The organism is Actinosynnema sp. NPDC004786, assembly GCF_053601135.1.
Genome location: NZ_JBSGBG010000014.1, coordinates 71,172 through 97,677, shown reverse-complemented (window position 1 = coordinate 97,677; position 26,506 = coordinate 71,172). Strand labels below are relative to the sequence as shown.

Annotated in this window: 29 protein-coding genes; 11 read left to right on the top strand and 18 right to left on the bottom strand. The window is 72.9% G+C overall.

Translation table 11 applies throughout. The features are described from left to right. Positions 1-27 precede the first annotated feature (27 nt). A complete protein-coding gene (locus tag ACWEFJ_RS15215; protein WP_378085082.1) occupies positions 28-1,311 on the bottom strand; it encodes a DNA polymerase IV in 1,284 nt (427 codons plus the stop codon). Positions 1,312-1,350: 39 nt separating this feature from the next. After that, positions 1,351-2,451, bottom strand: a complete 1,101-nt coding sequence (locus ACWEFJ_RS15210) for an amidohydrolase family protein (protein ID WP_378084993.1) — start codon at positions 2,449-2,451, stop codon at positions 1,351-1,353. A 36-nt stretch (positions 2,452-2,487) separates the two neighbouring features. Here ACWEFJ_RS15210 and ACWEFJ_RS15205 point away from each other — a divergent pair, with 36 nt between their 5' ends. Continuing rightward, the gene (locus ACWEFJ_RS15205) at positions 2,488-3,819 is read left to right on the top strand and encodes a glutamine synthetase (RefSeq protein WP_449714072.1); all 1,332 of its coding nucleotides are present in this window, start codon (positions 2,488-2,490) and stop codon (positions 3,817-3,819) included. Between the two features lie 7 nt (positions 3,820-3,826). Here the strand turns inward: ACWEFJ_RS15205 and shbA are convergent, their stop codons facing one another. From shbA to ACWEFJ_RS15190, 3 genes are all read right to left on the bottom strand, one after another. Continuing rightward, positions 3,827-4,438: an RNA polymerase sigma factor ShbA gene (shbA, locus tag ACWEFJ_RS15200; RefSeq protein ID WP_449714071.1), complete on the bottom strand. Its 612-nt coding sequence runs from the start codon at positions 4,436-4,438 to the stop codon at positions 3,827-3,829. A gap of 210 nt (positions 4,439-4,648) precedes the next feature. Further along, complete coding sequence (locus tag ACWEFJ_RS15195) at positions 4,649-5,239, bottom strand: sigma-70 family RNA polymerase sigma factor (RefSeq protein ID WP_378084987.1); 591 nt, start codon at positions 5,237-5,239, stop codon at positions 4,649-4,651. 78 nt (positions 5,240-5,317) lie between these two features. Continuing rightward, complete coding sequence (locus ACWEFJ_RS15190) at positions 5,318-6,040, bottom strand: class I SAM-dependent methyltransferase (protein WP_378084985.1); 723 nt, start codon at positions 6,038-6,040, stop codon at positions 5,318-5,320. A 34-nt stretch (positions 6,041-6,074) separates the two neighbouring features. Between ACWEFJ_RS15190 and ACWEFJ_RS15185 the strand changes: the two genes are divergently transcribed. Genes ACWEFJ_RS15185 through ACWEFJ_RS15170 form a run of 4 tightly spaced genes read left to right on the top strand, consistent with a single transcriptional unit; the run spans position 6,075 to position 9,354 of the window. Next, complete coding sequence (locus ACWEFJ_RS15185; RefSeq protein ID WP_378084984.1) at positions 6,075-6,911, top strand: ParA family protein; 837 nt, start codon at positions 6,075-6,077, stop codon at positions 6,909-6,911. Then, complete coding sequence (locus tag ACWEFJ_RS15180; RefSeq protein ID WP_449714070.1) at positions 6,908-7,540, top strand: LysE family translocator; 633 nt, start codon at positions 6,908-6,910, stop codon at positions 7,538-7,540. Before ACWEFJ_RS15185 ends, ACWEFJ_RS15180 begins: the two co-directional genes overlap by 4 nt. Continuing rightward, entirely contained in the window at positions 7,527-8,321 is a 795-nt protein-coding gene (locus tag ACWEFJ_RS15175; protein ID WP_378084980.1) for a DNA-formamidopyrimidine glycosylase family protein, read from the top strand. Before ACWEFJ_RS15180 ends, ACWEFJ_RS15175 begins: the two co-directional genes overlap by 14 nt. A gap of 10 nt (positions 8,322-8,331) precedes the next feature. Continuing rightward, positions 8,332-9,354, top strand: a complete 1,023-nt coding sequence (locus ACWEFJ_RS15170; protein ID WP_449714069.1) for a quinone-dependent dihydroorotate dehydrogenase — start codon at positions 8,332-8,334, stop codon at positions 9,352-9,354. Between the two features lies 1 nt (position 9,355). Here ACWEFJ_RS15170 and ACWEFJ_RS15165 read toward each other — a convergent pair whose 3' ends face one another. Then, complete coding sequence (locus ACWEFJ_RS15165; RefSeq protein WP_449714110.1) at positions 9,356-9,751, bottom strand: MarR family winged helix-turn-helix transcriptional regulator; 396 nt, start codon at positions 9,749-9,751, stop codon at positions 9,356-9,358. A 130-nt stretch (positions 9,752-9,881) separates the two neighbouring features. On the opposite strand from ACWEFJ_RS15165, the gene ACWEFJ_RS15160 reads away from it, so the two are divergent. Then, positions 9,882-10,661, top strand: a complete 780-nt coding sequence (locus tag ACWEFJ_RS15160) for a nitroreductase/quinone reductase family protein (protein WP_449714068.1) — start codon at positions 9,882-9,884, stop codon at positions 10,659-10,661. A 6-nt stretch (positions 10,662-10,667) separates the two neighbouring features. Here the strand turns inward: ACWEFJ_RS15160 and ACWEFJ_RS15155 are convergent, their stop codons facing one another. The 7 genes from ACWEFJ_RS15155 to rimO form a co-directional block, all read right to left on the bottom strand. Next, positions 10,668-11,912, bottom strand: coding sequence for a uracil-xanthine permease family protein (locus ACWEFJ_RS15155; protein WP_449714067.1), 1,245 nt, complete (start codon positions 11,910-11,912; stop codon positions 10,668-10,670). A 229-nt stretch (positions 11,913-12,141) separates the two neighbouring features. Next, positions 12,142-12,921, bottom strand: coding sequence for a phage shock envelope stress response protein PspM (pspM, locus tag ACWEFJ_RS15150; RefSeq protein WP_449714066.1), 780 nt, complete (start codon positions 12,919-12,921; stop codon positions 12,142-12,144). Between the two features lie 16 nt (positions 12,922-12,937). Continuing rightward, the gene (locus ACWEFJ_RS15145) at positions 12,938-13,795 is read right to left on the bottom strand and encodes a PspA/IM30 family protein (protein WP_449714065.1); all 858 of its coding nucleotides are present in this window, start codon (positions 13,793-13,795) and stop codon (positions 12,938-12,940) included. Between the two features lie 283 nt (positions 13,796-14,078). Continuing rightward, positions 14,079-14,507: a helix-turn-helix domain-containing protein gene (locus ACWEFJ_RS15140; protein WP_378084967.1), complete on the bottom strand. Its 429-nt coding sequence runs from the start codon at positions 14,505-14,507 to the stop codon at positions 14,079-14,081. 156 nt (positions 14,508-14,663) lie between these two features. Next, entirely contained in the window at positions 14,664-15,137 is a 474-nt protein-coding gene (locus ACWEFJ_RS15135) for a CinA family protein (RefSeq protein ID WP_449714064.1), read from the bottom strand. Beyond that, positions 15,134-15,718, bottom strand: coding sequence for a CDP-diacylglycerol--glycerol-3-phosphate 3-phosphatidyltransferase (gene pgsA, locus ACWEFJ_RS15130; protein ID WP_378084963.1), 585 nt, complete (start codon positions 15,716-15,718; stop codon positions 15,134-15,136). The genes ACWEFJ_RS15135 and pgsA overlap by 4 nt, the downstream gene beginning before the upstream one ends. Next, positions 15,715-17,091 (bottom strand): 30S ribosomal protein S12 methylthiotransferase RimO, encoded by a 1,377-nt coding sequence (rimO, locus tag ACWEFJ_RS15125; RefSeq protein WP_449714109.1) that lies wholly within the window; start codon positions 17,089-17,091, stop codon positions 15,715-15,717. Before rimO ends, pgsA begins: the two co-directional genes overlap by 4 nt. A gap of 722 nt (positions 17,092-17,813) precedes the next feature. Here rimO and ACWEFJ_RS15120 point away from each other — a divergent pair. The 4 genes from ACWEFJ_RS15120 to ACWEFJ_RS15105 all read left to right on the top strand — a co-directional run bounded on the left by ACWEFJ_RS15120 (position 17,814) and on the right by ACWEFJ_RS15105 (position 20,437). Then, entirely contained in the window at positions 17,814-18,314 is a 501-nt protein-coding gene (locus ACWEFJ_RS15120) for an amino-acid N-acetyltransferase (RefSeq protein WP_378084957.1), read from the top strand. Positions 18,315-18,377: 63 nt separating this feature from the next. After that, on the top strand, positions 18,378-19,241 hold the full coding sequence (locus tag ACWEFJ_RS15115) for a MerR family transcriptional regulator (RefSeq protein ID WP_378084955.1): 864 nt from the start codon (positions 18,378-18,380) through the stop codon (positions 19,239-19,241). Positions 19,242-19,380: 139 nt separating this feature from the next. Continuing rightward, the gene (locus ACWEFJ_RS15110) at positions 19,381-19,650 is read left to right on the top strand and encodes a hypothetical protein (protein WP_378084953.1); all 270 of its coding nucleotides are present in this window, start codon (positions 19,381-19,383) and stop codon (positions 19,648-19,650) included. A gap of 355 nt (positions 19,651-20,005) precedes the next feature. Next, entirely contained in the window at positions 20,006-20,437 is a 432-nt protein-coding gene (locus ACWEFJ_RS15105; protein WP_449714063.1) for a phospholipase, read from the top strand. 57 nt (positions 20,438-20,494) lie between these two features. On the opposite strand, the gene ACWEFJ_RS15100 is transcribed toward ACWEFJ_RS15105, so the two are convergent. Further along, a complete protein-coding gene (locus ACWEFJ_RS15100) occupies positions 20,495-21,172 on the bottom strand; it encodes a glycoside hydrolase family 12 protein (RefSeq protein WP_378084949.1) in 678 nt (225 codons plus the stop codon). A gap of 240 nt (positions 21,173-21,412) precedes the next feature. Continuing rightward, on the bottom strand, positions 21,413-23,875 hold the full coding sequence (locus ACWEFJ_RS15095; RefSeq protein WP_378084947.1) for an FtsK/SpoIIIE family DNA translocase: 2,463 nt from the start codon (positions 23,873-23,875) through the stop codon (positions 21,413-21,415). A gap of 130 nt (positions 23,876-24,005) precedes the next feature. Between ACWEFJ_RS15095 and ACWEFJ_RS15090 the strand changes: the two genes are divergently transcribed. Then, on the top strand, positions 24,006-24,785 hold the full coding sequence (locus ACWEFJ_RS15090) for a lysophospholipid acyltransferase family protein (protein ID WP_449714062.1): 780 nt from the start codon (positions 24,006-24,008) through the stop codon (positions 24,783-24,785). 37 nt (positions 24,786-24,822) lie between these two features. Here the strand turns inward: ACWEFJ_RS15090 and ACWEFJ_RS15085 are convergent, their stop codons facing one another. From ACWEFJ_RS15085 to ACWEFJ_RS15075, 3 genes are all read right to left on the bottom strand, one after another. Next, positions 24,823-24,996, bottom strand: a complete 174-nt coding sequence (locus ACWEFJ_RS15085; protein ID WP_449714061.1) for a DUF397 domain-containing protein — start codon at positions 24,994-24,996, stop codon at positions 24,823-24,825. Further along, positions 24,968-25,825 carry a helix-turn-helix domain-containing protein gene (locus tag ACWEFJ_RS15080; RefSeq protein ID WP_449714060.1) on the bottom strand — a complete coding sequence of 286 codons (858 nt, stop codon included), beginning with the start codon at positions 25,823-25,825 and terminating at the stop codon, positions 24,968-24,970. The genes ACWEFJ_RS15085 and ACWEFJ_RS15080 overlap by 29 nt, the downstream gene beginning before the upstream one ends. Positions 25,826-25,929: 104 nt before the next feature. Next, entirely contained in the window at positions 25,930-26,499 is a 570-nt protein-coding gene (locus ACWEFJ_RS15075) for a dienelactone hydrolase family protein (protein ID WP_449714059.1), read from the bottom strand. Positions 26,500-26,506 lie beyond the last annotated feature (7 nt).

Sequence of the window (26,506 nt, the reverse complement as noted above, 5' to 3'; positions counted from 1 at the left end):
CCGGTGCCTGCGGTCGGGGCGCGGGGTCTAGGGTTCGCGGTCCGGTTTGGGCTCGCGCAGGCCCGACCTGGTCGGGCCCTGGTTCAGCAGCGACGCCGGGCGGACCGCCGCCGCGCCGAACCGGGACCGCGCCTGGTCCGCCGCCTGCTCCGCCTCGCGCCGGCCGCGCTCCGGCGCGTCGAACATCAGCTGCTCGCCGTCGTCGCCCTGGACCAGCTGCTCGATCCGCACCCCGATCAACCGCACCGCGCCCGGCGGCACCTGCTCGTCCAGCAGGGTGGCCGCCGTCTTGTAGACCTCGTGCGCCACGTCCGTCGCCACCCGCAGCGTCCGCGACCGGGTGATCGTGGTGAAGTCGGAGAACCGGACCTTGATCGACACCGTGCGCCCGCGCAGCCCCCGCGCCCGCAACGTCGCCGCCGAGCGCTCCGACAGCCGCAGCAGCTCCCGGCGCAGCAGCTCGCGGTCGAAGTGGTCGACCTCGAAGGTCTCCTCCGCGCCGATCGACTTCTCCCGCGTGACCGGCACGACGGGCCGGTCGTCGTGCCCCTGCGCCAACGCGTGCAGGTGCTCGGCCAGCGCCACGCCGATCAGCCGGCGCAGCCGGGGCAGGGGCGTCGCGGCCACGTCCGCCACCGTCTCCAGCCCGACCCGGTCCAGGGCCTCGGCCGTCCGCTGCCCCACGCCCCACAGCGCCGACACCGGCAACGGGTGCAGGAACGCCAGCACCTCGTCCCGCGGCACGACCATGAGTCCGTCCGGTTTGCACATCCCCGACGCGAGCTTGGCCAGGAACTTCGTCGGCGCGACGCCCACCGAGCAGGTGATCCCGTGCGCCTGCTCCACCTGCTCGCGGATCAGCTGCGCGAGCTGGGCGGGCGTCCGCCGGGTCCGCTTCAGCGCGCCGCTCACGTCCAGGAACGCCTCGTCCAGGCTCAACGGCTCCACGAGCGGCGTGAGGTCGCGGAAGATCGCCATCACCCCGCGCGAGACCTCCTGGTACCGGGCGAAGTTCGGCGGCACGAACACCGCGTGCGGCGCGAGCCTGCGCGCGTGCGAGGTCGGCATGGCGGAGCGCACGCCGAACTCGCGGGCCAGGTAGTTCGCCGACGCGACCACGCCCCGGTTCGCCGTGCCGCCCACGACCACCGGCTTGTCGGCCAGCTCCGGCCGGTCGCGGATCTCGACGGAGGCGTAGAAGGCGTCCATGTCCACGTGCAGCATCGAGCAGCCGGTGTCGTCCGGCCAGACGTCGCCGCGGGCGCGGAAGCGGTCGACCAGACCGCGCGGCAGGTTGGCGCTGCGGCCCACCGACCACCCCCCGTCCGAGCCGAACACCCGTTCGAAACCCTACTCCAAGCGGTACGCGCGGTGCGCGTTCTCCCACCCGATCAGGCGAGCGACGCGTTCGGCGTCCGCCAAGGCGAAAGCATGCTCCCGCAGCCCGGCGGACAGGAAATCGGACAGCGCGCGGCGGAAGAACAACGCGCCCAGGTAGTACAGCTCGCCCAGCGCGAACGCGTCCGTGGAGAACAGGAACTTGCCGAACGGCACGATCTCCAGCGCCTCCGCGAGCACCCGGCTCGCCCGGTGCGCCACGGCGTGCGTGGCCAGGCCCACGTCCACGAACACGTGCGGGAACACCTGCGCCAGGTACGCGGCGTGGCGGTGGTACGGGTAGTTGTGCAGCAGCATGACCGGCACGCCGAGCGGCGCGGTGGCCCGCAGCAGGTCCGTGAGCAGCAGCGGGTCGCACCGGTGCAGGGACAGGTCGGCGTCGCCGTAGCCGACGTGGAACTGCACCGGCAGCCCGCGGTCCAGCGCCTCCCACACCAGGAACCGGCTGATCACGGCGTCCGCGCACCGGGTCGAGCCGGACGTCAGCCACCGGCCGGCGGCGGCCACGACCTCGCGGTCCGAGGGCCGCGCCGGGTCGAGGTCGAGCCCCACCCGGTAGGCCGCGATCGACTTCGCCGCGACCGCCGGCGTCGCGTTCAACGCCTCCCGCACCCTCGTCGGGAACGCCGCCGCTCCCCCGGCCACGACGTCCTCCGCCAGGCGCTCCAGCCGCAGCACGGAGAGTTCACGCGAACCGGTGAACCTGGTGGGCAGCACGAAGCCCTCCGGCCACGTGCCGCGGTCCACCAGGAACGTGGAGATCTCCGCCGCCGACACCATCGCCCGGTTCACCTCGGCCGCCCCGAGCGACCGCCGCCGCGCCAGGTACTCGTCGGGCGGCGCGAGCGGCGGCAGGTCGAGCAGGGGCGCGCACCAGCGCCGCACGGCCAGGCCGAGCGACGAGTCGAACAACGACGTGCCCAGCGGTGACACCGAGTCGGCCTCGGTCAGGTTCGACTCGAAGCCGTCCCGGTCCAGGTCGGTGCCGAGCACCCCGTGGCAGTGGTGGTCCACGAGGCGCAACGACGCCACGCACGGCAGCAGCGGGTCCACTTGTTGAACAGTAGTGACCTGGTGTAACCACGCCAGATGGACACTGCGGAGCGGGAGCACCGGCGGGCCCTGGCCGCCGACCTCGTGGACGACCTGCTGGAGCAGGACGTGGTCGCGGTCGCGCTCACGTGGGTGGACCACAGCGGCATCACGAGGGTCAAGTCCGTGCCGCTCGCCGCGCTGCCCGACGCCGCCGCGGACGGCGTGGGCGCGTCCCCGGTGTTCGACGCGTTCCTGCTGGACGACACGATCATCGCCGGGCGGCACGCGGGCGGCCCGGTCGGCGACCTGAGGCTGTTCCCGGACCTGGACCGGCTGACCGCGCTGGCCGCCCAGCCGGGCTGGGCGTGGGCCCCGGCCGACCGCTTCGACCGGCAGGGCGAGCCGCACCCCCAGGACGAGCGCGGCCTGGCGCGGGCGGTGGCCGACCGGCTCACCGTGCACGGTTACGAGGTCCGGGCCGGGTTCGAGGTGGAGTGGGTGGTGGGCCGCGGCGGCACGGACGAGTTCCGGCCCGCCACCACCGGGCCCGCGTACGGCCACGCCCGCCAGGTCGAGCTGTCCGACTACGCCGCGGACCTGCTGTCCGCGCTGGCCGAGCAGGACGTCGAGGTGCTCCAGTTCCACCCCGAGTACGCGCCGGGCCAGTTCGAGCTGTCCACCGCGCCGGAGGACCCGGTGCACGCGGCGGACACGTCGGTGCTGGTCCGCGAGACGGTCCGGGCGATCACGCTCCGGCACGGTATGCGCGCGTCGTTCTCGCCGAAGGTCACCGCCGACGGCGTCGGCAACGGCGGTCACCTGCACCTGAGCCTGTGGCGCGACGGCCGCAACCTGTTCGGCGGCGGGGAGGGCTGGTTCGGCCTGACCGCCGACGCCGAGGCGTTCGCCGCCGGCGTGCTGCGGCGGCTGCCCGCGCTGTGCGCGATCGGCGTCCCCTCGGTGGCCGGCTACCTGCGGCTGGTGCCGCGGCAGTGGGCGGGTGCGTTCGCGGTGTGGGGCCTGGAGAACCGGGAGGCGGCGCTGCGCCTGGTGGCGGGCCGCGACCTGGAGGTCAAGTGCTACGACCTGTCGGCCAACCCCTACCTCGTGGTGGCGGCCACGATGGCGGCGGGCCTGGCCGGGATCGTCGACTCCGCGCGGCTGCCCGAGCCGGTCGGGGTCGACCCGGCGGACGTGCCGGGCGCCGAGCGCCTGCCGACGTGCCTGGAGGAGGCCGTGGCGGCGTTCGAGGCGGACGAGGTGCTGACCGAGGCGTTCGGCGCGGAGTTCGCCGCGACGATCGCCGACGTGCGGCGCGGCGAGATCGCCCGGTTCGCCGACTGCTCACCGGAGGAGGTCGCCGCGCTGACCCGCTGGCGGCACTGAGGCCCCGTCAGGCGCCCTGCCGGGCTTCGTCCAGCACCTTGCGCAGCCGCGCCAACGCCCGGTGCTGCGCCACCCGGACCGCGCCGGGGGTCGAGCCGACCGCGTCCGCCGTCTCCTCGGCGGACAGGCCCAGGACGACGCGCAGCACCAGGATCTCGCGCTGCCGGTCCGGCAGGACGTCCAGCAGCCTGCCCATCCGGTCCGACAGCTCGCCCTGCAACGCCCGCAGCTCGGGACCCGGCTCGGGGCCCGCGCTGTCCGGCAGCTCCGGCACGGACTCGGCGCGGTTGCGCGCCGCCGCCCGGTGCGCGTCGGCGACCTTGTGCGCCGCGATCCCGTACACGAACGCCAGGAACGGCCGGCCCTGCTCCCGGTAGGAGGGCAACGCCTTCAGCACCGCGAGGCAGACCTCCTGGGCCACGTCCTCCGCCGACGCCGACCACCGCTGCCCGCCGCCCACCCGGGCCCGGCAGTACTTCACGACCACGGGTCTGATCTCGGCCAGCAACGCCTCGACCGCACGCCGGTCACCGCGGACCGCCGCGGCCACGTGAGACTCCGGCCCTCCTTCCACTCGTACCGGTGAAGAGGACGCGACGTCCGAGCACTGCACGGACATCACCGCCCTCCCCGCATCACCGCGGAATCCCGGCGGAACCGCACAACCCACCACCACTGCTGCCATCGCGAGCTCCTCGGCGTCCGCGCGCTGGACGACCCTCGGGGGCACATGCGAACGCGACGCCGGTCCCACTCCCAGATGACGCAAGTCACGGGAAGTTACGCCGAATGGCCGCGTTTGGAACCCGAACGGAGCAACGAGCCCCCCTCATGTTCTGCGCTGCGTGATCAACGAGCGCTCGATTTCGCGTCTCAGCCGGGTCAGCGCCCGGTGCTGCGCGACCCGGACCCCGCCGGGCGAGGCGTCCACCACGGCGGCGGTCTGCTCGGCCGAGAGCCCGACGACCACCCGGAGCACGAGGATCTCCCGCTGCTTCTCGGGCAGCCGGCGCAGCAGCTCGCCCATGCGCTCGGTCAGCTCCAGCCGCAACGCCGTCTGCTCGGGGCGTCCCGTCTCGTCGTCCGGCGCGTCCGGCACCTCGGGCACCGGCTCGGACCGGCTGCGCAGGGCGGCGCGGTGCGCGTCGGCGACCTTGTGCGCGGCGATCCCGTACACGAACGCCAGGAACGGCCGACCGTGGTCCTGGTACGTCGGCAACGCGGTCAGCAGCGCCAGGCACACCTCCTGCGCCACGTCGTCGGCGGAGGTGAACGACCGCTCCTGCCTGCCCACGCGGGCGCGGCAGTAGCGCACGACCAGCGGGCGGACGACGGCGAGCACCGAGGCGATGGCCCGGCGGTCCCCGGCGACGGCCGCGCGCACCGCGGCGTCCAGGTCCTCGGGCGCGGGTCCGGCCATCAGCCGGCCCCGGCTAAGTGCGGGTCTCCCATGGCGGCGTCCTCTGCGGTAGGCGGCGGAAGCTCCGTTCTACCGCACTCAGGCCGGCCTGCGGCCCAGGACGTGCAGACGGGCGGCGACGTCCCGCAGCGGCGGCCGCGTCGACGCGGCCAGTTCCAGCTCGGCCAGCGCCTCGGCCGCGCCGGGGCTGGACTCCAGCACCGACCCCGGCACCAGGTCCGACACCACGCCGTGGCCCTGCACCAGCTCGACCTTCAGCCCGGCGGCCAGGACCAGCGCCTCCAGCCCGGCCACGTCGAACCGGCGCAGCAGCGGGTCGCGGGTGCCGGCGAGCTGACCGGCCTCGTCGTCCAGCAACCGCCGGGCGTCCACCAGCCGGCCCGCGATCGCGCGGTGCAGCACGGCCGCGTACCGGTTCGCCACCAGCAGGGACACCGCGCCGCCCGGCGTCGCCGCCGCGGCCAGGGCGGCGAGCGCCGCGCCGACGTCGTCCACGACCTCCAGCAGCCCGTGGCCGAGCACGAGGTCCGCCGAACCGTCCCGGTCCAGCGCGTCGGTGTCGCCCTGCACGGCCGTGATGCGGTCCAACACGCCCTGGTCCGCCGCGCGGCGGTGCAACGTGGCCAACGCGTCCGGGCTCGGGTCGACCACCGTCACCGCGCACCCGGCCACGGCCAGTGGCACGGCCCACACGCCGCTGCCGCCGCCCACGTCGAGCACCCGCGGCGGTTCACCGCCCCGGCGGTCGCGCGCGGCGGCCAGCTCGGCGTCGAGCACCCTGTGTACGGCGTCCGGTCGCATGGACGTAGAGCGTAAGGGCCGTAGGCTGCACTACGTGCATACGGTGGCGGTGCTCAGCCTCAAGGGTGGCGTTGGGAAGACGACGGTCGCGCTCGGTCTCGCGTCGGCGGCGTTGCGGCGCGGCGTCCGGACGCTGGTCATCGACCTCGATCCGCAGTGCAACGCCACTTCGACGCTGGAACCCGGCGACACCGAGGCGAGCATCTACGACGTCCTGCGGGACCCGAGCCGCGAGACGCTGGACAAGGCGATCGCGCCGAGCGCGTGGGGCGACGGCGTGGACGTGCTGGCCGGGTCGGAGGACGCGGAGTCGCTGAACCACCCCGACCCGGGCGAGACCCGGCTCGGCCGGCTGCGCGAGGCGTTGCGGCTGCTCCAGGACGACGAGGAGCCCTACCAGCTCGTGCTGCTGGACTGCCCGCCGTCGCTGGGCCAGCTCACCCGGTCGGCGTTGGTCGCGGCGGACCGCGCGCTGCTGGTCACCGAACCCACGATGTTCGCGGTGGCGGGCGTGCAGCGGGCGTTCGAGGCGGTGCAGGCCGAGCGCGAGCACAACGCCGACCTGCAACCCCTCGGCGTGGTGGTGAACCGGGTGCGGCCCCGGTCGCACGAGCACCAGTTCCGCATCGACGAGCTGCGCGACATCTTCGGGCCGCTGGTGATGCCGGTGGCGCTGCCGGACCGGCTCGCCGTGCAGCAGGCGCAGGGCGCGTGCATGCCGATCCACGAGTGGGGCACGCCCGGCGCGCGTGAGGTCGCGTTGGCGTTCAACCTGCTGCTGGCCCGGATCCTGCGGATCAGCCGCAGCCGCCGGCGGGCCGTGCACCGCGACTTCGACGACGAGGAGATCGAGGAGGCGGTGGAGGCGTGAGCGCGACGGCGCTCGCCGCGTTCACCGTCGCGGCGCTCCTGCTCACGATCACGCCCGGCCTGGACACGATGATGCTGCTGCGCATGGTGCTGGGCGGCGGGCGCGGAGCCGGGCTGGTGGGCGGGTTCGGCACCACGCTGGGCTGCCTGGTGTGGGGCGCGGCGAGCATCGCCGGCCTGACCGCGCTGCTGGTCGCGTCGCGGTTCGCCTACGACGTGGTGCGCTACGCGGGCGCGGCGTACCTGCTGTGGCTGGGCGGTTCGGCGCTGTGGAAGTCGTGGCGCGGCGCGCTCGACCGGCCCGCGGACGTGCCCCCGATCACGCCGGGCCAGGCCCTGCGGACCGGGTTCACCACGAACCTGCTCAACCCCAAGATCGGCGTGTTCTACCTGAGCCTGCTCCCCCAGTTCCTGCCCGCCGACCAGGCGTCGGCCGGGTGGGGCGCGCTGCTGGTCGGCGTGCACGTGGGCATCGGCCAGGTGTGGCAGGTCGTCGTGGTGTGGCTGGCCGGCCGGGCGGCGCTCGTGCTGACCAGGCCGCGGGTGCGGCGCTGGACCGAGCGGCTGACCGCGTCCGTGCTGGTCGGGTTCGGCCTGAAGGTGGCGTTCGACCCCGGTGCCCGAGGGTGACACGGTCTTCCTGGCCGGGCAGCGCCTGAACGAGGCGCTGGCCGGCCGCCGGCTCCTGCGCGGCGAGCTGCGCCACCCGAGGTGGGCGACGGCCGACCTGAGCGGCCGGGACGTGCTGGGCGTGCGCTCGGTCGGCAAGCACCTGTTCACCCGGTTCTCCGGCGACCTGAGCCTGCACAGCCACTTCCGGATGGACGGCGCGTGGCACCTCTACCGGCCGGGCGAGCGCTGGCGGCGGCCCGGCCACCAGGTGCGCGCGCTGCTGGAGGTGCCGGACCGGGTCGCGGTGGGCTTCGCGCTGCACGACCTGGAGCTGCTGCCGACCGGCGAGGAGTCGCGGCTGGTCGGCCACCTCGGTCCGGACCTGCTCGGCGAGTGGGACGACGGGCGGGCCGCCGAGGCGGTGGCCCGGCTCGCCGCCGACCCCGACCGGGAGCTGGGGTTGGCGCTGCTGGACCAGCGGGTCGTGGCCGGCGTGGGGAACCTCTACAAGGCCGAGGTGTGCTTCCTGCTGGGCGTCTCGCCGTGGAGCCCGGTGTCGGCGGTGGACCCGGCGGAGGCCGTCCGGCTGGCACGCAAGCTGCTGCTGGCCAACGCGTGGCGGCCCGAGCAGAACACGACCGGGCTGCCGGGGCGCGGGCGGCAGCACTGGGTGTTCGAACGGGCGGGCAGGCCGTGCCTGCGCTGCGGCACGAAGGTCCGCGTGGGCGGGCAGGGCGCGGGGGTGCTGGAGCGCCCCGCGTACTGGTGCCCGCGCTGCCAGCCAGGGCCGATCGCTTAGGGTGGCCGCCGTGGTCTACAAGAGCGTGGTGCGCAAGGCGTTGTTCCGGATGCACGGCGGCGACGCGGAGCGGGTCCACGAGACCACCCTCGGCGTGCTGGAGAAGCTGAGCCCGGCGGCGAAGCTCGTGCGCCGCGGGCCGGTCGCGCCGCGCACCGTGTTCGGCGTGCGGTTCCCCAACCCGGTCGGCCTGGCCGCCGGGCTGGACAAGAACGGCCGCGCGCTGCCCGCGTGGGGCGCGCTCGGGTTCGGGTTCGTCGAGGTCGGCACGGTCACCCGGCACCCCCAGCCGGGCAACCCCAAGCCGCGCCTGTTCCGGCTGCGCGACAGCGAGGCGATCATCAACCGGATGGGCTTCAACAACGACGGCGCGCTGGAGCTGGCCAACCGGCTCGACCGCCTCGGCCCGCTGTCCGTGCCGCTGGGCATCAGCCTGGGCAAGTCCAAGGTCACGCCGGTCGAGGACGCGGTGGAGGACTACCGCACGTCCCTGCGCGCGCTCTACCGCCACGGCGACTACTTCGCGATCAACATCAGCTCGCCCAACACCCCGGGCCTGCGCAGCCTCCAGGACCGCGGCGCGCTGACCGAGCTGCTGTCCGCGCTCAACGCGACCGCGCACGAGCTGGCCGGGTCCGCGCCGCGCAAGCCGATCCTGGTCAAGATCGCGCCCGACCTCACCGACGAGGCCATCGGCGAGCTGCTGGAGGTGTGCGCGGCGCACGAGGTCAGCGGCCTGATCGCGACCAACACCACGTTGTCGCGCGACGGCCTGGCCCCCGCCGACCGGCGCCTCGCGGACGAGGCGGGCGGGCTGAGCGGCAAGCCGCTGGCCGCGCGGGCGCGCGAGGTGGTGCGGTTCGTCAGCCGGGAGACCGACGGCGCGCTGCCGATCATCGGCGTCGGCGGCATCGCGAGCGCCGATGACGCCAAGCGGATGCTGGACGCGGGCGCGAGCCTGGTCCAGCTCTACACCGGGTTCATCTACGAGGGGCCGGGCCTGGTGCGGCGGATCACCCGCGCGCTGCGGTGACTCACGCGTCCAACGCGTCCTCGTAGGCCCTGAAGGTCTCCACGAAGACCCGGCGCTGCTCGGGCGTCAGCGGCTCCAGCGCGACCCGCCACGCCCGCGCTCCCCTGGCCAGCCACGCGTCGATCGCGGGCCGCCGGGCGTCGGTGATGCTGACGATCCGCCTGCGCCGGTCCCGCTCGTCCTCACGGCGTTCCAGCACGCCTTTGCGGCTCAGCTCGGCCACCATCAGGCTGACCGTCGTCGGCGCCACCTCCAGCCGCTCGGCCAGGTCGTTCACCGTCGCCGGGCCGTCGAACAGCAGGTAGGACAGCAGCGACAGGTGCCGCGGCGCGAGCGCCAGGGACGCCAGCTCGTCCGGCACCTTGAGCCGCTTCGCCCGGCCGACGATGCGCGGCATGAGCAACAGCAACGCCCGGATGGCGTCATCGGTGGTTGACACCCGGCACCGGCCTCCTTACCTTTGACCTCAAAGAGGTTTTGCTTTCAAAGCAAAACCGTCGTGACAGGTCAGACTAGTGGGGGCACGCGTGAACGAGCCGGTCATCGAGGAGTTCCGGGCCAACGGCGGCCTGGTCGCGGGCCCGTTCGAGGGCGTGGACCTGCTGCTCCTGACCACGGTGGGCGCCCGCACGGGCAAGCCGCGCACCACCCCGCTCGCCTACGCGCGCGACGGCGGGCGGCTGCTGGTGTTCGGCACGAACGGCGGCGGGCGCCGGCACCCGGACTGGTACCGCAACCTGGTCGCCGACCCGCAGGTCACGATCGAGGTCCGCGAGCACGGCGCGGTCCGGGCGCACGCCGCCCGCGCCGTGCCGCTCGAAGGGGCCGAGCGGGACCGCTTCCACGAGCTGCGGGCACGGCACGACCCGGCGTTCCGCGCCTACGTCGAGGCCACGACCAGGGCGATCCCGGTCGTCGCCCTCACCGTGCTGCGGCTCGACCCGGCGCGGGTCGCGGCGCTGGGCGCGCAGCTGCGCCGGCACCACGACGACCTGCGGGCGCGGCTGCGGCGGCTGCGCGCCGACCCGGCCGCCGGCCGCGATTTGCGCGACCACTGCCTCGCGTTCTGCGACGCCCTGCGGGTGCACCACCTCCGCGAGGACGGGGCGTTCACCGCGTTCGAGGACCACGACCCCGCGCTGGCGCCGGTGCTGGCACGGCTGCGCGAGGAGCACCGCGTCGTCGCCGGGGTGATCGCGGAGATCGCCGCCCTGTCAGGCGACCCGGAGCGGCTGCGGCCCGAGCTGGACCGCCTGGAGGAGCGGTTGGAGGCGCACTACGCCTACGAGGAGGAGCACCTCGGCTGAGGGGCGTCAGACGCCGCGGGCGGCGCGGAGCCAGCGCAGCACCGGGTGCAGGATCACCACGAGCAGCGAGCCCCAGACCAGGCCGCCCAGCTCCATGTCGCCCAGCTCCAGCGTCAGGTCGCCCACGCCCGCGACCAGGGCCGCGCCGCCCACCAGCGCGTTGCCCGGGTTGGTCAGGTCGACCCGGTTGTCCATCCAGACCCGCACGCCGACCAGGCTGATCAGGCCCAGCAGCACGAGCGTGGCGCCGCCGACCACACCCGCCGGGATGGTGGAGAGCAGCGCGGTGAGCTTCGGCGAGAACGAGATCAGCACGGCGGCCACGCCGGTCACCGCGTACGCGGCCGTGGAGAAGACCTTGGTCACGCCCATCACGCCGATGTTCTCGGAGTACGTCGTGGTGCCCGAGCCGCCGCCGAAGCCCGCCAGGGCCGTGGACACGCCGTTGGCGATGATCGAGTCGCCGACGTTGCCGTCGAGGTTGCGGCCGGTCAGCGCACCGATCGCCTTGACGTGGCCGACGCTCTCCGCGACCAGCACGATCACCACCGGCAGCACCAGCAGCGTCACCGTCGGGCGCAGCTCCGGCGCGTGGAACTCGGGCAGGCCCAACCAGGCGGCGCGGCCGACCGCGGCCGTGTCGACCAGGCCGAGCCCGAAGCCGAGCGCCCACCCGGCGACCACGCCGATCAGCACGGAGAACCGGAACGCCGAGCCGCGGCCGAGCACGCCGCACAGCAGGATGATGCCCATCGTCACCACGGCGGGCAGCGGCTGCTGGGCGAACGAGTCGGTGGCCCGGTGCGACAGGTTCAGCCCGATCAGCACGACCACCGCGCCGGTCACCACCGGCGGCATCACGGCCTCCAGCAGCCGCACGCCCAGCGCCTTCACCGCGACCCCGAGGATGATCACCAGCAGGCCGGCCGCGAGCACGCCGCCGAGCTGCGCGGCGATGCCCTCGTCGCGGGCGGCCGACAGCGGCGCGATGAACGCGAACGACGCGCCGAGGTAGCTGGGCACGCGGTTGCGGGTGATCACGATGAACAGGAGCGTGCCGACGCCCGAGAACAGCAGCGTGGTGCTGACGGGGAGCCCGGTGGTGGCGGGGACGAGGATCGTGGCGCCCGTCATCGCGACCAGGTGCTGGGCGCCGAACCCGATGGTGCGCGGCCAGCTCAGCCGCTCCTGCGGCGCGACGGCGTCGCCATCGGTGGGGCGGCCATCACCGCGCACGGTCCACAACGCCACTCAACGACCTCCCCGGCGACCAGGACGGACCACGCTGTCCGACCCGAGGATCCTGCCACGCCAAGTAGTGGCCGCAGCTATGTAACGGTCTGATAATCACACGATCGCAGCAGCGTACGCCACTGTGGCGGCGAGGTTGGCCCAACTTCGTTACGCAACGTGACGTAGTCGGCGTTCGTGCAGATGGCCGCGCGGCCACCGGGTGCGGGGATCCGCACCGGGGGCGTGATCAGCGCGACAGCTCGCGCAACGCCGACGCCAGACCGGCCAGGTGGTCCGTCGCGTCGCCCAGCACCTGCCGGGGGTTGGACGCGGTGCTCTCGGCGAGCACCCGACCGGCCGCGGCGACCAGGCCGCAGTAGCCGTCCACGCCCTCGTCCAGCTGCGCCCGCAGCCGGCGCACGCCCTCGACCAGCGGTGCGCGGTCCAGCGGCGGCGCGGTGTCGCGCGCCCGTTCCACGGCCTGGAGCTGGCGGGACACGGCCCGGATCGCGGAGGATGCCTCGGCGCCGGTGGCGCGGGCCTGCTCGACCGAGTCGGTGGGGATGGACGTCAGCGCCGCCGAGTCGAGCTGGCGCAGCAGCTCCCGCAGCGTGTCCTCGGCGTCCTCCAGCCGTTCCATCGGCTGGCGCGCGGCCGACGAGCGCGCGGGCAGCGGCTCGCGCACCGGCGCGACCTCCAGCTGCTTGCGGGCGGCGTCGATGCCCCTCATCTTCAGGTTCGTGCGCACGGCCAGCACGGACGTGCCGGCGAACCCGAGGGCCGCGGCGACGCCGGCGCCCGCGCCGAGCACACCCACCAGGGTGAGCGTGCCCACGACCGCGAGCAGGGCCAGCACGATCAGCCAGAAGGTCAGCACGCGGCTCGACCGGCGGTACCGCCGGTCGAGCTTCGCGCGCGGGTCGTTCCAGGCGGCGTACCGCCGTTTCACCTGGTCCGCGAGTTGCCCTTGGAGCTGGCCGCCGATGATCTGGACGATCTCACCGGCCGCCTTGCGCCGGGGTTCCATCGCGGACACCACCCTCTCAGCCCTGGCTCGCCGGCGGGTTCTGCTGCATCTGCTGGGTCGGCTGCGCCTGCGCCTGCTGCACCCGCTGCTGGATCTCCTGCTGGATGCTCGCGCTCGCGGGCTGGCCGCCGGTCACCTCGCCGGCGACCTTGCCGCCCGCCATCGAGGCGCGGATCTGCTCCAGCCGCGACATGCCCGCCATCTCGGTGGTCGACTGCTGGACCTCCAGCATCCGGCCCTGCACCGAGTTCTGCGCCAGCTCCGCCGACCCGAGCGCGGTGGTGTACCGCTTCTCGATCTTGTCGCGGACCTCCTCCAGCGACGGCGTGTTGCTGGGCGCGGCCAGCTCGGTCATCTGGCGCAGCGAGTGGGAGACCTGCTCCTGCATCTTCGCCTGCTCCAGCTGGCTGAGCAGCTTGGTGCGCTCGGCGAGCTTGCCCTGCAGCACCATCGCGTTGCGCTCGACGGCCTGCTTGGCCTGGGTCGCGGCCTGCAACGCCTGGTCGTGCAGGGTCTTGAGGTCCTCGATGCTCTGCTCGGCGGTCACCAGCTGGGTGGCGAAGCCCTGCGCGGCGTTCTCGAACTGCGTCGCGCGCTGCTCGTCGCCCTTGGCCCGCGCCTCGTCGGCGAGCACGAGCGCCTGGCGTGCGGATGCCTGGAGCTTCTCCACCTCACCGAGCTGGCGGTTGAGCTTCATCTCGAGCTGGCGCTGGTTGCCGATCACCGCGGCGGCCTGCTGGGACAGCGCCTGGTGTTGCCGCTGAGCCTCCTCGATGGCCTGCTGGATCTGCACCTTCGGGTCGGCGTGCTCGTCGATTTTCGACGAGAAAGCCGCCATGAAGTACTTCCATGCCTTCACGAAAGGGTTGGCCATCTCCTACGCCTGCCTTCTCCGCACTTCCCTGGCTCGCGCTCGTGATTGGCAACGACCCGGTGCCGGTGTTGGTTCCATCGTGTCAGTTGTCCCGCGCTGCTTCCACCGACCCGGGGAGATCTCCGGGTTCACCCTGAGTCACCCCCGACTTTCGTCGGCATGGTCATCCTGCCCCGCGCGCCCCCGGTGGACGCGGCGACCCCACACCGGGTTGCCAAGTCGTTGCAAGCGCGGAGAGCCGAGCCGGTCGGACCGGCTCGGCTCTGGCACGGGTGAACTGGGGTTACGCCGCCACCACCGCGTCGCGCGGCTTGCTGATCGAGGTCGAGAGCCGGTGCGTGAGCACGGGCTGAAGCCGCAGGTCGGACAGGTCGTTGCCGATCACCGCGGGCACCAGGCTGCCGCCCTCCAGGCCCGCCGCCGCGGCGGGCGCGGTGCTGCGCTCGGCCAGCTCGGCAGGCGTGGGCACGGGCTGCTGGACCGCGCCGATGTCCGAGGCGACCAGGTGCAGCAGCTCCGACAGGGGCAGGTCCAGCGCTTCGCAGATCGCGGCCAACAGCTCGCTGGACGCCTCCTTGCGGCCACGCTCCACCTCGGAGAGGTACCCCAGGCTGACGCGGGCGGTCCTGGAGACCTCGCGCAGCGTGCGGCGTTGGGTGGTGCGGGCATGGCGGAGCCGATCACCGATCGCCTCGCGTAGCAGCACGGTCATCGCGCGCCTCCTTCCGGCCGGCCGTGCCACCACGTTACCGACCCGTCCCGTCGACGGGCAGTGACTTCCCGACACGTCCGCCAAGGGCGAACGAGTGAACTGCCGGGTAAGTTCCCGCGTGCGTGGTCGGCGATGAGGGGGAACGCCCTGCTCACGTCACTCGACGGGGATCTTGAGGTGGTCCAGCAGGAGATCCAGGGCCGCGACCGTCGAACTCTTGCGGACTTCGTCACGGCCACCACCCAGAGTGAGCGTGCGCACGACCGAAACGGACGGACCGGACAAACCGACGTGCACCGTGCCCGGCGCCACCCCGTCCTGCGGGTCCGGGCCCGCCACCCCGGTCAGCCCGAGGCCCCACGTCGCGCCGCAGCGGGCGCGTGCGCCCTCGGCGAGCTGCCGGGCCACCTCGGGGTGCACCGCGCCGTGCTCGGCCAGCAGGGCGGCGTCCACGCCCGCGAGCGTGTGCTTGAGGTCCGTGGCGTAGACGACGAGACCGCCGCGCACCACGGCGCTGGCGCCGGGCACGGAGGCCAGCTCGGCGGTCACCAGGCCGGCGGTCAGCGACTCGGCCGCGGCGACGGTCTCGCCGCGGTCCCGGAGCGCCCGGACGACGTCGGCGGCGGTCACGCCCCGGCCACCGCGCGCTTGCCGCGGGCCCGCAGCCGGAAGGCGCGGATCACGTAGTCGACGCCCGTGACGACGGTCAGCACCACGGCCGCGCCCATGGTGACCACCGGGAGCAGGTCCAGCCAGGGCGGCAGCGGCAGCAGGTACAGGCCGATGGCCACGATCTGCACGAGCGTCTTGGCCTTGCCGCCGCGGCTGGCCGGGATCACGCCGTGCCGGATGACCCAGAAGCGCAGCAGCGTGACGCCCAGCTCGCGCACGGCGATGACGACCGTCACCCACCACGGCAGCTCACCCAGCAGGCTCAGGCCCACCAGCGCGGCGCCGGTCAGCGCCTTGTCCGCGATCGGGTCGGCGATCTTGCCGAAGTCGGTGATCAGGCCCAGCTTGCGGGCCAGGTTGCCGTCGACGTGGTCGGTGACCGACGCCACGGCGAACACGCCGAAGGCGGCCAGCCGCCACCACGGCTGGTGGCCGCCCTCGGCGAACAGCAGGTAGAGGAACACCGGCACGAGCACCAGCCGGGACATCGTCAGCACGTTGGCGATGTTCAGCACCGGCACGCGCGCGGGTTCGGTCACCTCGGGAGCACCTCGATCGCGGAGACGACCAGGTCGACGCCCTCGGACGCGTCGACCCGGCAGCGCACCAGGTCGCCGACCCGCAGGCCGTCGGCGTTGGTGATCACGCACTCGCCGTCCACCTCGGGCGCCTGGTGGGCGGCCCGGCCGACGCAGTCGTTCTCGTCGTCCTCCGCGGTCTCGACCAGGACGACGACCTCGTCGCCGACGCGCTCCTCCGCGCGCTGCGCGGTCAGCTCCTCGACCAGGTTCGACACGCGGGCGACGCGTTCGGCGATGGTGTCGGCGTCCAGCTTGCCCGGCAGGCCCTCGGCCTCGGTGCCGTCCTCGTCGGAGTAGCCGAACACGCCCACCGCGTCCAGGCGGGCGGCGGTGAGGAAGCGCTCCAGCTCGGCCACGTCCTCCTCGGTCTCGCCGGGGAAGCCGACGATGACGTTGCTGCGGATGCCCGCGCGCGGCGCGTGGGAGCGGATCTGCTCGACGAGGCCGAGGAAGGACTCGGTGGAGCCGAACCGGCGCATCCGGCGCAGCACGGGCTCGCTGGAGTGCTGGAAGGACATGTCGAAGTAGTCGGCGACGCCCTCGGTGGTGGCGATGGCCTTGACCAGGCTCGGCTTGGTCTCCGCGGGCTGGAGGTACGACACGCGGACGCGGTCGATGCCGGGCACCGCGGCGAGCCGCGCGAGCAGCCGCTCCAGGCCGCCCAGCTCGCGGGGCAGGTCCTTGGCGTAGGAGGTGGAGTTCTCGGAGACCAGGAACACCTCGCGCACGCCCTGCTCGGCCAGCCACATCGCCTCGGCCACCACCTCGTCCGGGTGGCGGGACACGAACGCGCCGCGGAACGACGGGATGGCGCAGAACGCGCACCGCCGGTCGCAGCCGGAGGCGATCTTCAGCGGCGCGACGGGCGTGTCCGCGAGGCGGGTGCGCAGCACGCGCGGGCCCCAGCCGTGCCCGGGCACCTGCACCTCCTCGACCGCGGCCGGCCGCTGGACCGGGGTGAGCGGGAGGAGGGTGCGGCGGTCGACCGGCTGGTGCGACGCGATGGCCTGGCCGGCGAGGACGTCGTCCAGGCGGTCGGCGAGGTCGGCGTAGTGGTCGAACCCGAGCACGGCGTGCGCCTCGGGCAGGCTGTCGGCCAGCTCGGCGCCGTAGCGCTCCGCCATGCACCCGACCGCGACCACCTTCGCGCCGCTGTCGGCGGCGGCGAGGAGGGTGTCCACGGAGTCCTTCTTGGCCGACTCCACGAAGCCGCACGTGTTGACCACGACCACGTCGGCTTCGTCGTCGACCAGCTCCCAACCGCCGGCGGTGAGGCGGCCGGCGAGTTCTTCGGAGTCGACTTCGTTGCGGGCGCACCCGAGGGTCAGCATGGCGACGCGCTTGGACGTGGTGGGGGAAGACACGGTGCTCAGCGTAACCGGCGCGGCCGCCCCCACCCTTCGCCCGCCCGCCTCGCGCCTCGGGGATCGACGCACGGGAGTCGGGCCGGGTGTCGGCGGGTGGTCGTCCCGGCGCGGTGCGTTCGGCCGCGGGTGGTCGGCCCGAAATCGGCGGGCCACCGCTCCGCGATTCCCGTCGGGGCGGACGAATCGCGACGGCAACGGAATTCCGGCGCTGAGGCCGATTCACACCCGGACGGGCCCGGACCGCGGCGAGCGACGGCATTCGGAATGCGCCGGGACCGGGGTCGGACCCGGTTACCGCGCCTCTCCGCGGCGGAAGCCCGCCACCGGGGCCGCCAGGCGCGGTGCCAGTCCGCGGAGACCGGCCATGGTGGCACCGGACCAGGACCACGGTCCAGCCCTCTGCGGCCGCAAAGGGGGAGGCAAATGAAGACTGCTCGTATTTGCCCCCTCGCCGAGGAGATGCCCACGGGTCCTGTAGGCAGCCAATGCGACGGCGCGCCACATTGACCCATTGGAGTGCAGTTCCGATTTGCCCCCCGAAGTTGTGTCGACACACCTCGGGTTGTGTGCACGCAAACGACGCCGACGCCCTCGCCACTCGCCGACACGGGCCGCGTCACGACGGGCCCGCATGACGCGGCTCACCTGAGTGCTCGGCGTGGGGAGGCTGGGCATACGTTTGCACCGTGAACGACCCGATCAACGTGCGGCGCGCCCGCACCGGTGACGTGAGAGCCATGAAGGCGCTCATCGACGCCTACGCCGGCAAGGTGCTGCTGGCCAAGCCGCTCGTCACGCTCTTCGAGGACATCCAGGAGTTCTGGGTCGCCGAGGAGGACGGCGTGGTGCTCGGCTGCGGCGCGCTGCACGTGCTGTGGGAGGACCTGGCCGAGATCCGCACGGTCGCGGTGACGCCCTCGGCGTTGGGGCGGGGCATCGGGCACCGCATCGTCAGCCGGTTGATCGAGACGGCCCGCGAGCTGCAACTGGAGCGGTTGTTCGTGTTGACCTTCGAGACCGAGTTCTTCGGTCGGCACGGCTTCGTGGAGATCGACGGCACGCCGGTGTCCCCCGAGGTGTACGAGGAGATCATGCGGTCGGCCGACGAGGGCGTGGCGGAGTTCCTCGACCTCTCGTACGTCAAGCCGAACACCCTGGGCAACTCGCGCATGCTGCTCCACCTGTAACTCTTCGAGTGAAAACTCGAAGAGTCTTGACTCAACGAACACCGACCCGTCACGATCGGTGGCGTGGAGCAGGCGCAGGAGCAGTTGACGGTCGACGAGCTGGCGGTCCGGGTGGGCCTGCCCGGCAGCACGATCCGCATGTACCAGACCAAGGGCGTGCTGCACGCGCCCCGCAGGCAGGGCCGCGTCGCCTACTACGACGCCTCCCACGTGGAGCGCCTCGCCCTGGTCCAACGCCTCCAGGCCCGCGGCTTCTCGCTGCCCGCCATCGCCGAGCTGGTCCGGGCGCGGGAGAAGGGCGCGAGCGTCGCGGCGGTGCTCGGGGTCGGCGACGAGGAAGGGCCTGACGACTGGGTCCGGATCAAGGTCCGCGACATCAGCCGCCTGGTGCCGCTGGGCGACGTGCGCCCGCGCGTGCTGCGCCGCGCCGTGCAGCTCGGCCTGGTCCGCTGGCGGCGCGGCTGGCCGCACGTGCGCCGGTGGGCCCTGGAGGCGGGCAACCGCCTCGCCGCGCTGAGCGTGCCCAGCGACGACGTGCTCGACAAGTTCGCGAACCTCCGCCAGGCCACCGACGGCATCGCGGCGGACTTCGTGGAGGTGTTCGAGCGCAGGCTGTGGCCGCAGCTGGCGGACAACGCCGACCAGGAGGACCAGCTCGACCGGATGCGCGCGCTGCTCGTGGAGCTGACCTACACGGCCGAGACGGTGGTCATCGGCACGCTGCGCGAGTCGATCCGCGACGCCGCCGAGGAGTTCGCCCGCCGCCACCAACTGCTGCCCGGCGACGACTTCCGGCCCGCCTGGGTGGAGGAACCGGTGCCCATCGCGGAACGTCTCATCGAGACCGACGAGGACGAGTTCCCCGACGAGCCGGCGATCCGGCGGTTCCTCGACCGGGGCGACGACCACGACGAGCCTGTCCGGTGAACGCGCTCGTGCCCGACGTCGGGGCGGGGGTGTCGGTCGAGCGGTCCGAGCCGGTGCTGAGGGGTTCGGCTCGCCCGCTCGACCACCCCGGCGGCGCGCGGAGGCGTCCGGTCGCCCGCGGCGGGCGGAGGGGGACGCCGTGATCGCACTCGTGGGCGCGCTGGCGACCCTGCGCGCCGGATACCGGTACGACCGCTCGATCGGCAGGCACCCGCTGCGGTCCGGCGTGAAGCGGCTGCTGTTCTGGGTGCTGGTGTTCGTCGTGGAATCGCTGGTGGTGCCGCCGGTGGCCGCGGCGGTCGGCCCGGTGGTGGCCCTGGTGGCGTTCGGGTACCTGATGGCGGTCGGCCTGGTCGGGCCGTGGGTGTCGGAGTACTACCGCCGACGGGGGTGCGCCCCGGGCGCGTAGGTCCGATGTGGACCGGGGTGCGGCTGCGCGAAGTGGCGGGTGACGCACGGGATCGCCTCGGCGGACGAGCCGGCGTTGCCCGGGATCGGGCAACGCGGTGGGCGATCGGGCCCGGTCGCGGTGGGCGGGGTGGCGCAGCCGGTCTGCCCCCGGGTGGCGCAGCGGCGGCTCGGGGGGCGCGCGGCCGTCGGCGCACCCCTTGGCGCTGCGGGAACCCCGACGCCGGCCCGTGCGGTCGGTCGCGGTCCGCTCAACGTTCACCCGTCGTTGCCGCGGTATGAGCCGATCGGGGCTGTCGGGCGTCGATCCCCCGCCGGTAAGAACCCCTCAAACCCGAATACCGAGGGGAAGAACAGTGCTCGCGAAATCCCTGCGCAACGCGTTCGCCGTCGTGGTCGCCTCGCTCGCCCTGCTGGCCGGCGCCGGCGTCGGCCAGGCGGCCATCAACGCGCCCGCCGTGACCGACGACTACCTCTTCAGCAAGACCCTGTCGCAGTTCAGCTCGCTGCGCGCGCAGCGGCCGTACAGCGACCAGCTCGACTGGTCGTCGGACGGCTGCTCGTGGTCGCCGGACAACCCGTTCGGGTTCAAGTTCCTGCCGGCGTGCCACCGGCACGACTTCGGCTACCGCAACTACAAGCGGCAGGGCCGGTTCACCGAGTCCACCCGGCTGACGATCGACAACAAGTTCAAGTCGGACCTCTACAACCAGTGCGCGGGCAACTGGACCTGCAACCGCACGGCCGACCTGTACTACCAGGCGGTGCGCGAGTTCGGCGCGAGCTGACGCCCCGGCCCGTCCCACCGGCCCGGTGCGGCCGGGTCGGCGGGACGGGCGGCGCGGTCAGGTCGTGATCGAGAAGCTGTTCGACCGGAAGTCCATGCCGCCCGACGACGACGTGATCTCGAACCCGAACTGCACGTCGCCGACGGTCACGTCGCCGTACCAGCCGCGCGACCCGATCCACTTCAGCACCGCGAGCACGTCGACCGTGCCGGCGTCGGTGTTGCTCGTCCGCACGAACGAGAACACGGCGTTGGAGCCGTTCGAACCGCGGTACACGTCCCAGGTGTGGCCGCCGACGGACACCGTCGTCTGCCTCGACCCGATCGGGCCGACCGCGCCCTGCTTGTTCATCCAGATCATGATCTCGTACGCGTGGTTGTCGGCCCAGATGTCATATGTCGTCGCATACGCGCCCGCCCCCGGCCGGGTCACGTTGAACGAACTGGAAAGCCGGCTCAGCGAACTGAGCTTGCGGTTGACCATCTTCGCCGAGTGCGGGTACGACTTCACGCCGCCGGTGTTCGGGTGGTTCGCCCACACGCCCCAGTTGCTGTAGGAGTTCGCCCAGATCGACTGGAACCCGGCTCCGGAGCCCCAGATGTTGTTGCGGACCGTGTACCCGCCGTTCGACCAGGTCGCCCACTGGTCGCTGGACGACCAGGTGGCGGCCTGAGCCACCCCGGTGGCACCGAGCAGGGACCCCACCAGGGCGATCGCGAGAGCGGCTGAACGCATCCTCTTCATGGCGCTTCTTCCCGGGCATCGTTGCCCACGTCGTCGCACCCTCTGTCGAAGCGCTTCGACGCTTCGGCGGAAGGCGTCCGGATGATCTGTCGGGAGCGGCGGAGAAGAAAAACTATCGCAGCTCGCTTCACGTCCGGTCAAACGCGTGGCGTGAATACGACAATTCGATCCGTTCGACCGGAATGTTCGACCGGAATTCGACGTCGAACCCGCCCGGGAACCGAGGCGGGCTCAGTCCTCCGGCTCGTCGTCCGGCCCGGAGCCGCCGCGGATGAGGTAGACCACGGAATCCAGCTCGTCCGGTTTGATCAGCACCTCGCGGGCCTTCGAGCCCTCCGACGGCCCCACCACGCCACGCGTCTCCAGCAGGTCCATGAGCCGGCCCGCCTTGGCGAACCCGACCCGCAGCTTGCGCTGGAGCATGGACGTCGAGCCGAACTGGGAGGTGACGATCAGCTCGGCCGCCTGGATCAGCAGCTCCAGGTCGTCGCCGATGTCGGCGTCGATCTCCTTCTTCTCGCCCGCCTTCGCCGCCGTCACGCCGTCGGTGTACTCGGGCTGCGCCTGGTCCTTGGTGTAGTTGACGATCTCGGCGATCTCGTCGTCCCCGACGTACGCGCCCTGGATGCGCACCGGCTTCGACGCGCCCATCGGCAGGTACAGGCCGTCGCCCATGCCGATCAGCTTCTCCGCGCCCGGCTGGTCCAGGATGACGCGGGAGTCGGTGAGCGACGACGTGGCGAACGCCAGCCGCGACGGCACGTTCGTCTTGATCAGGCCCGTCACCACGTCCACCGAGGGCCTCTGGGTCGCCAGCACCAGGTGGATGCCCGCCGCACGCGCCTTCTGCGTGATCCGGACGATGGCGTCCTCGACGTCGCGCGGCGCGGTCATCATCAGGTCGGCCAGCTCGTCCACGATCGCCATGATGTAGGGGTACGGCCGGTACTCGCGTTCGCTGCCGGGCGGCGCGGTGATCTCGCCCGACCGCACCTTCCGGTTGAAGTCGTCGATGTGCCGCACCCGGTTGACCTGCATGTCCTGGTACCGCTGCTCCATCTCCTCGACCAGCCAGGCCAGCGCGGCGGCGGCCTTCTTCGGCTGGGTGATGATGGGCGTGATCAGGTGCGGGATGCCCTCGTACGGCGTCAGCTCGACCATCTTCGGGTCGATCAGGATCATCCGGACCTCGTCCGGCGTCGCCCTGGCCAGCAGCGAGACGAGCATCGAGTTGACGAAGCTCGACTTGCCGGAACCCGTGGAGCCCGCGACCAGCAGGTGCGGCATCTTGGTCAGGTTCGCGGTGACGAAGTGGCCCTCGATGTCCTTGCCCAGCCCGATGACCATGGGGTGGTTGTCCTTGACCGTGGACGGCGAGCGGAGCACGTCGCCCAGCCGCACCATCTCGCGGTCGCTGTTGGGCACCTCGATGCCGACCGCGGACTTGCCGGGGATGGGCGCGAGCAGCCGCACGTTGTCCGTGGCCACCGCGTAGGCGATGTTCTTGGTCAGCGCGGTGATCTTCTCGACCTTCACGCCGGGTCCCAGCTCGACCTCGTACCGGGTGACCGTCGGGCCGCGGGTGAAGCCGGTGACCTGCGCGTCGATGGAGAACTGGTCGAGCACGCCGGAGATGGCCTCGATCATGAGGTCGTTGGCCTTGCTGCGGGCCTTCGGCGCGTCGCCGTCCTTGAGGATGGTCGGCGGCGGCAGGCGGTAGTCGCCCTCGACCGCGCGCACGGCGATCGCGGCCGTCTTCGGGGTCTCCGGGGTCGCCTTCGGCTTGGGCGTCGGCCTGACCGGGGGCGGCGGGGGCGGCGGCTCCTCGTCCAGCGGCAGCTCGGGCTGCTCGTCGGCGTCGGGCGCGGTCGCGGCCTGGCGGCGGCTGCGGGACGGGCGGCGCAGCTTGACCGGCTTCTCCTCGACCTCGGCCACCGGCTCGCCGTCCTCCTCGACGCCGAACCCCTCGACCCGGTCGGACCTGCGGTGCAGCAGACCGCCGAGCCGCGCGGGCACCTCGCGGACCGGCACGTGCACCAGCAGCAGCACGCCGTACCCGAAGATCAGCACCAGCAGCGGGCCGGCGACCCACGGCGTGAGGCCCTGGGCGAGGAACCCGCCGGAGAGGTAGCCGAGCGCGCCGCCCGCGTCGCGGCGGGCGACCGGGTCCATCGGCAGGCCGCCCGCGAGGTGGAACACGCCGAGGAAGCCGACGGCCACCAGGATCGCGCCGATCACCAGGCGTGGCCGCGCCTCCGGATTGGGGTCGGTGCGCATCAGCGTCACGCCGATCGCCAGCAGCACCACGGGCACGATCACCGCGGGGCCGCCGACGGAGCTGCGGACGGCGACGTCGACCCACTGGCCGACCGGTCCGCCGGCCTGCCACCACACGCCCGCGGCGGTGATCACGGCGACCGAGATGAGCAGCAGCGCCAGGCCGTCGCGGCGGTGCGCGGGGTCCAGCTCCTTGCCGCGGCCGACCGCCCGGACGACCGAGCCGACGCCGCGGCCGAGCACGCCCCAGACCCGGCCGACGGAACCGGAGGACCGCTTCGCGGGCGCGCGTCTGGCAGGCGACCGCTTGGCCGCCGGTCGCGCCGCCCCGGCGCGGGACCCGCCGGACCGCGGCTTCGACCCGGATCCGGAGCGGCGGGTCGTGCCCTTGCGCGAGGTCCCAGTTCGGCCGGCCATGGTGTATACGGTAGTCCCTCCCGCCCCAGCAGCCCCAACGCTCACGGCGGGACGTGACGTGCGCGGCCCGACGCCCATGGTTGCCCCGAACCCGGTGCGCCGACACCTCGACACGCCGTAGCCTGCGCGCGTGCCCACACCACTGCTGTGGCGCGTGCTGACCACCGTCGACCGAGGGTTCGTCGGTCTCAGCGGACGACTCGAAGTCACCGGCGACATCCCGGCGGACCTCCGGGGACGTCCACTGCTGCTCGCGTCCAACCACATCGGCAACCTCGACCCGTTCGTGCTGATCGCGGCGTGCCGCAGGATCGGTGTCGCGCCGCGCTTCCTGCTCGCGGGAGGGCTGCTCGACGCGCCGATCATGGGTCCCGCGCTGCGGGCGTCCGGCCACCTACGGGTGGACCGCGCGGCGGCGGACGTCGGCGACGCCTACCACCGCACCGTCGAAGCCCTCCAACGCGGCGGCGACCCCATCGCCATGTACCCGGAGGGCCGGATCAGCCTGGACCCCGGGCTGTGGCCGGAACGGGGCAAGACCGGCGCGGCCAGGCTCGCGCTCAGCGGCGACATCCCGGTGGTGCCGGTGAGCCAGTGGGGCGCGCACGAAGCCGTCTACTGGGGCAACACGCGGGTGAGCGGGTGGCAGGACTTCAAGCCCTACCTCACGTCCTACGTGCGCGGGCTGCGGCGGCGGCCGACGTTCAAGGTGCACTTCGGCAAGCCGGTCGACCTGTCCGGGCTGGCGGACGGCAGGCCCGGCGACGCGCGGCGGGCGCACGAGCGGATCATGCGCGCGATCACCGAGGGCCTGGTGCCGCTGCGGCCCGACGAGCCGGACCTGCCGAAGTTCCACGACCCCACGCGGCCGACGACGGGCAGGAGCCCGTGGCGGCCGACGTCGGGCTGAGGCCGGCGCGGTCGTCCCCGACGACCGCGCCACCGGCCTACAGGCGATCGAGGAAGGCGCGCCACGCGGCAGGGCTGAACACCAACCGCGGAGTGGTGTTCTTGGAGTCCCGCACGCCCACGGCCTCGGACGCGACCACCACCTCGACGCAATCCGTGCCCTCGTTGGCGCTGTAGCTGCTCTTACGCCACTTCGCTTCCTCCAGCCGCACCTTTGGCCTCCCGGAGCCGGTCGTATCGGTCCGCCCACCTGGCGAACGCCGACCGCGATTGTTCCTCAGTGAGTGCGACCCGTGCGAGGTCGTTGCAGCACATCAGATACGCCCGGGTGGCTTCGGCGGTGTCCAGGAACAAGGACTCCGAGCCGTGCTCGACGTAGGTCACGGGGAGGTAGTCCTCGAACGTCATGAAGGTGAAAGCCGTGCGCAACGACACCGGCATGGAGGTCGACAGCGGGATCAGCCGCACACCGCCTCGGAACAGCAATTGCAGTAGCTGTTCGTACATCACCTGAGGGCCACCGACCATGTTGTGCAGGACGGCTTCGTGGATGAAGAAGCGGCCCTTGGGCGCTCCCGGCCGGTCGAAGATCCTCTGCCGCTCCATTCGGTTCGCGACGGCCTCGTCGGCGTTCGCCGTGGTCATCAGCGAGCGCGCGTACTCGGCAGTCTGCAACAGACCCGGCATGAACAGGTTCTGGTAGCAGCAGATCGTCTTGGCGGCCTGCTCGTGGATGATCAGGATGCGCAGGCTGTCCGGCATCGCGACGCCGTGCGGGCGGACGTAGTGGCCCGTCGGAGGTTCGTGCGCCAGCGCCATGATGCGCTCGAAGGTGTCGGGCTCGGCGCGGAGGTGCCCGACGAACCGGGCGATGTCCGTCGGGCTGGTGCCGCGCGTCCCGCCCTCCAGCTTCGAGAGCTTGCCCGCGGACCAGCCCAACTCCTCGATCAACGTCCCGGTCTTCACCCGCGACCGGCGACGGGCCTGGCGGAGGGCGTCACCCAGCTCCCGGCTGAGCGCGTTCGACATGCGTGACTCCATGCGGGCACGCTAGGGCCGCCTGACCTGCGGTTTCCAGCCGGTCGGGCCGATTCCACCCCAAGGGATCAGGTGTGTACCGGTGGTACCGAACCCCGGGCCGGCGGCTAGTTCAGGAACGCCAGCACGCGTTCCATCAGCAGCACGGCGGCCACCTCGTCGTAGGACGACAGGCTGGGGTCGGCGAACAGGTGCCGGTCGCCGGGGTAGAGGAACAGCTCGCCGTCCGCCGCGCCCGCGACCAGCGCACGCGCCGCGTCGATGTCGCCGTCGTCCACGAACAGCTCGTCGCCCGCCATGGCGTGCACCTGCACGGGCACGGTGGCGGGCCACGCGGACCCGAACTCCGACACCGGCACGCACGCGCTGAACAGCAGCGCGCCGGCCGCGCCGGGCTTGGTCTGGGCCAGCATCTGCGCGGGCAGCACGCCGAGCGAGAACCCGGCGTAGACGACGTCGCCGCGCAGCCCTTCGGCCGCCTGGAGGCCGCGTCCGGCGATCGTGCCGTACCCGACCCGCTCCGCGTAGTCCAGGCCGTCGCCCAGGTCGACGAAGACCTGTCCCTCGAACAGGTCCGGCACGTGCACGGTGTGCCCGGCCTCCGCCAACTGCTCGGCGAAGGCCGCGACACCGGGCGTCAACCCGTGCGCGTGGTGGAACAGCAGCACCTCGGCCACGTCACGT

Coding starts and splice junctions, on each gene's coding strand:
- ACWEFJ_RS15095 (WP_378084947.1), bottom strand. CDS start 23,875: ATGGCCGGCCGAACTGGGACCTCGCGCAAGGGCACGACCCGCCGCTCC.
- ACWEFJ_RS15140 (WP_378084967.1), bottom strand. CDS start 14,507: ATGACCGTGCTGCTACGCGAGGCGATCGGTGATCGGCTCCGCCATGCC.
- ACWEFJ_RS15100 (WP_378084949.1), bottom strand. CDS start 21,172: ATGCGTTCAGCCGCTCTCGCGATCGCCCTGGTGGGGTCCCTGCTCGGT.
- ACWEFJ_RS15190 (WP_378084985.1), bottom strand. CDS start 6,040: ATGCGACCGGACGCCGTACACAGGGTGCTCGACGCCGAGCTGGCCGCC.
- ACWEFJ_RS15195 (WP_378084987.1), bottom strand. CDS start 5,239: ATGGCCGGACCCGCGCCCGAGGACCTGGACGCCGCGGTGCGCGCGGCC.
- shbA (WP_449714071.1), bottom strand. CDS start 4,438: ATGTCCGTGCAGTGCTCGGACGTCGCGTCCTCTTCACCGGTACGAGTG.
- pspM (WP_449714066.1), bottom strand. CDS start 12,921: ATGGAACCCCGGCGCAAGGCGGCCGGTGAGATCGTCCAGATCATCGGC.
- ACWEFJ_RS15145 (WP_449714065.1), bottom strand. CDS start 13,795: ATGGCCAACCCTTTCGTGAAGGCATGGAAGTACTTCATGGCGGCTTTC.
- ACWEFJ_RS15165 (WP_449714110.1), bottom strand. CDS start 9,751: ATGCCGCGCATCGTCGGCCGGGCGAAGCGGCTCAAGGTGCCGGACGAG.
- ACWEFJ_RS15205 (WP_449714072.1), top strand. CDS start 2,488: ATGGACACTGCGGAGCGGGAGCACCGGCGGGCCCTGGCCGCCGACCTC.
- ACWEFJ_RS15080 (WP_449714060.1), bottom strand. CDS start 25,825: ATGGAGTCACGCATGTCGAACGCGCTCAGCCGGGAGCTGGGTGACGCC.
- rimO (WP_449714109.1), bottom strand. CDS start 17,091: ATGCTGACCCTCGGGTGCGCCCGCAACGAAGTCGACTCCGAAGAACTC.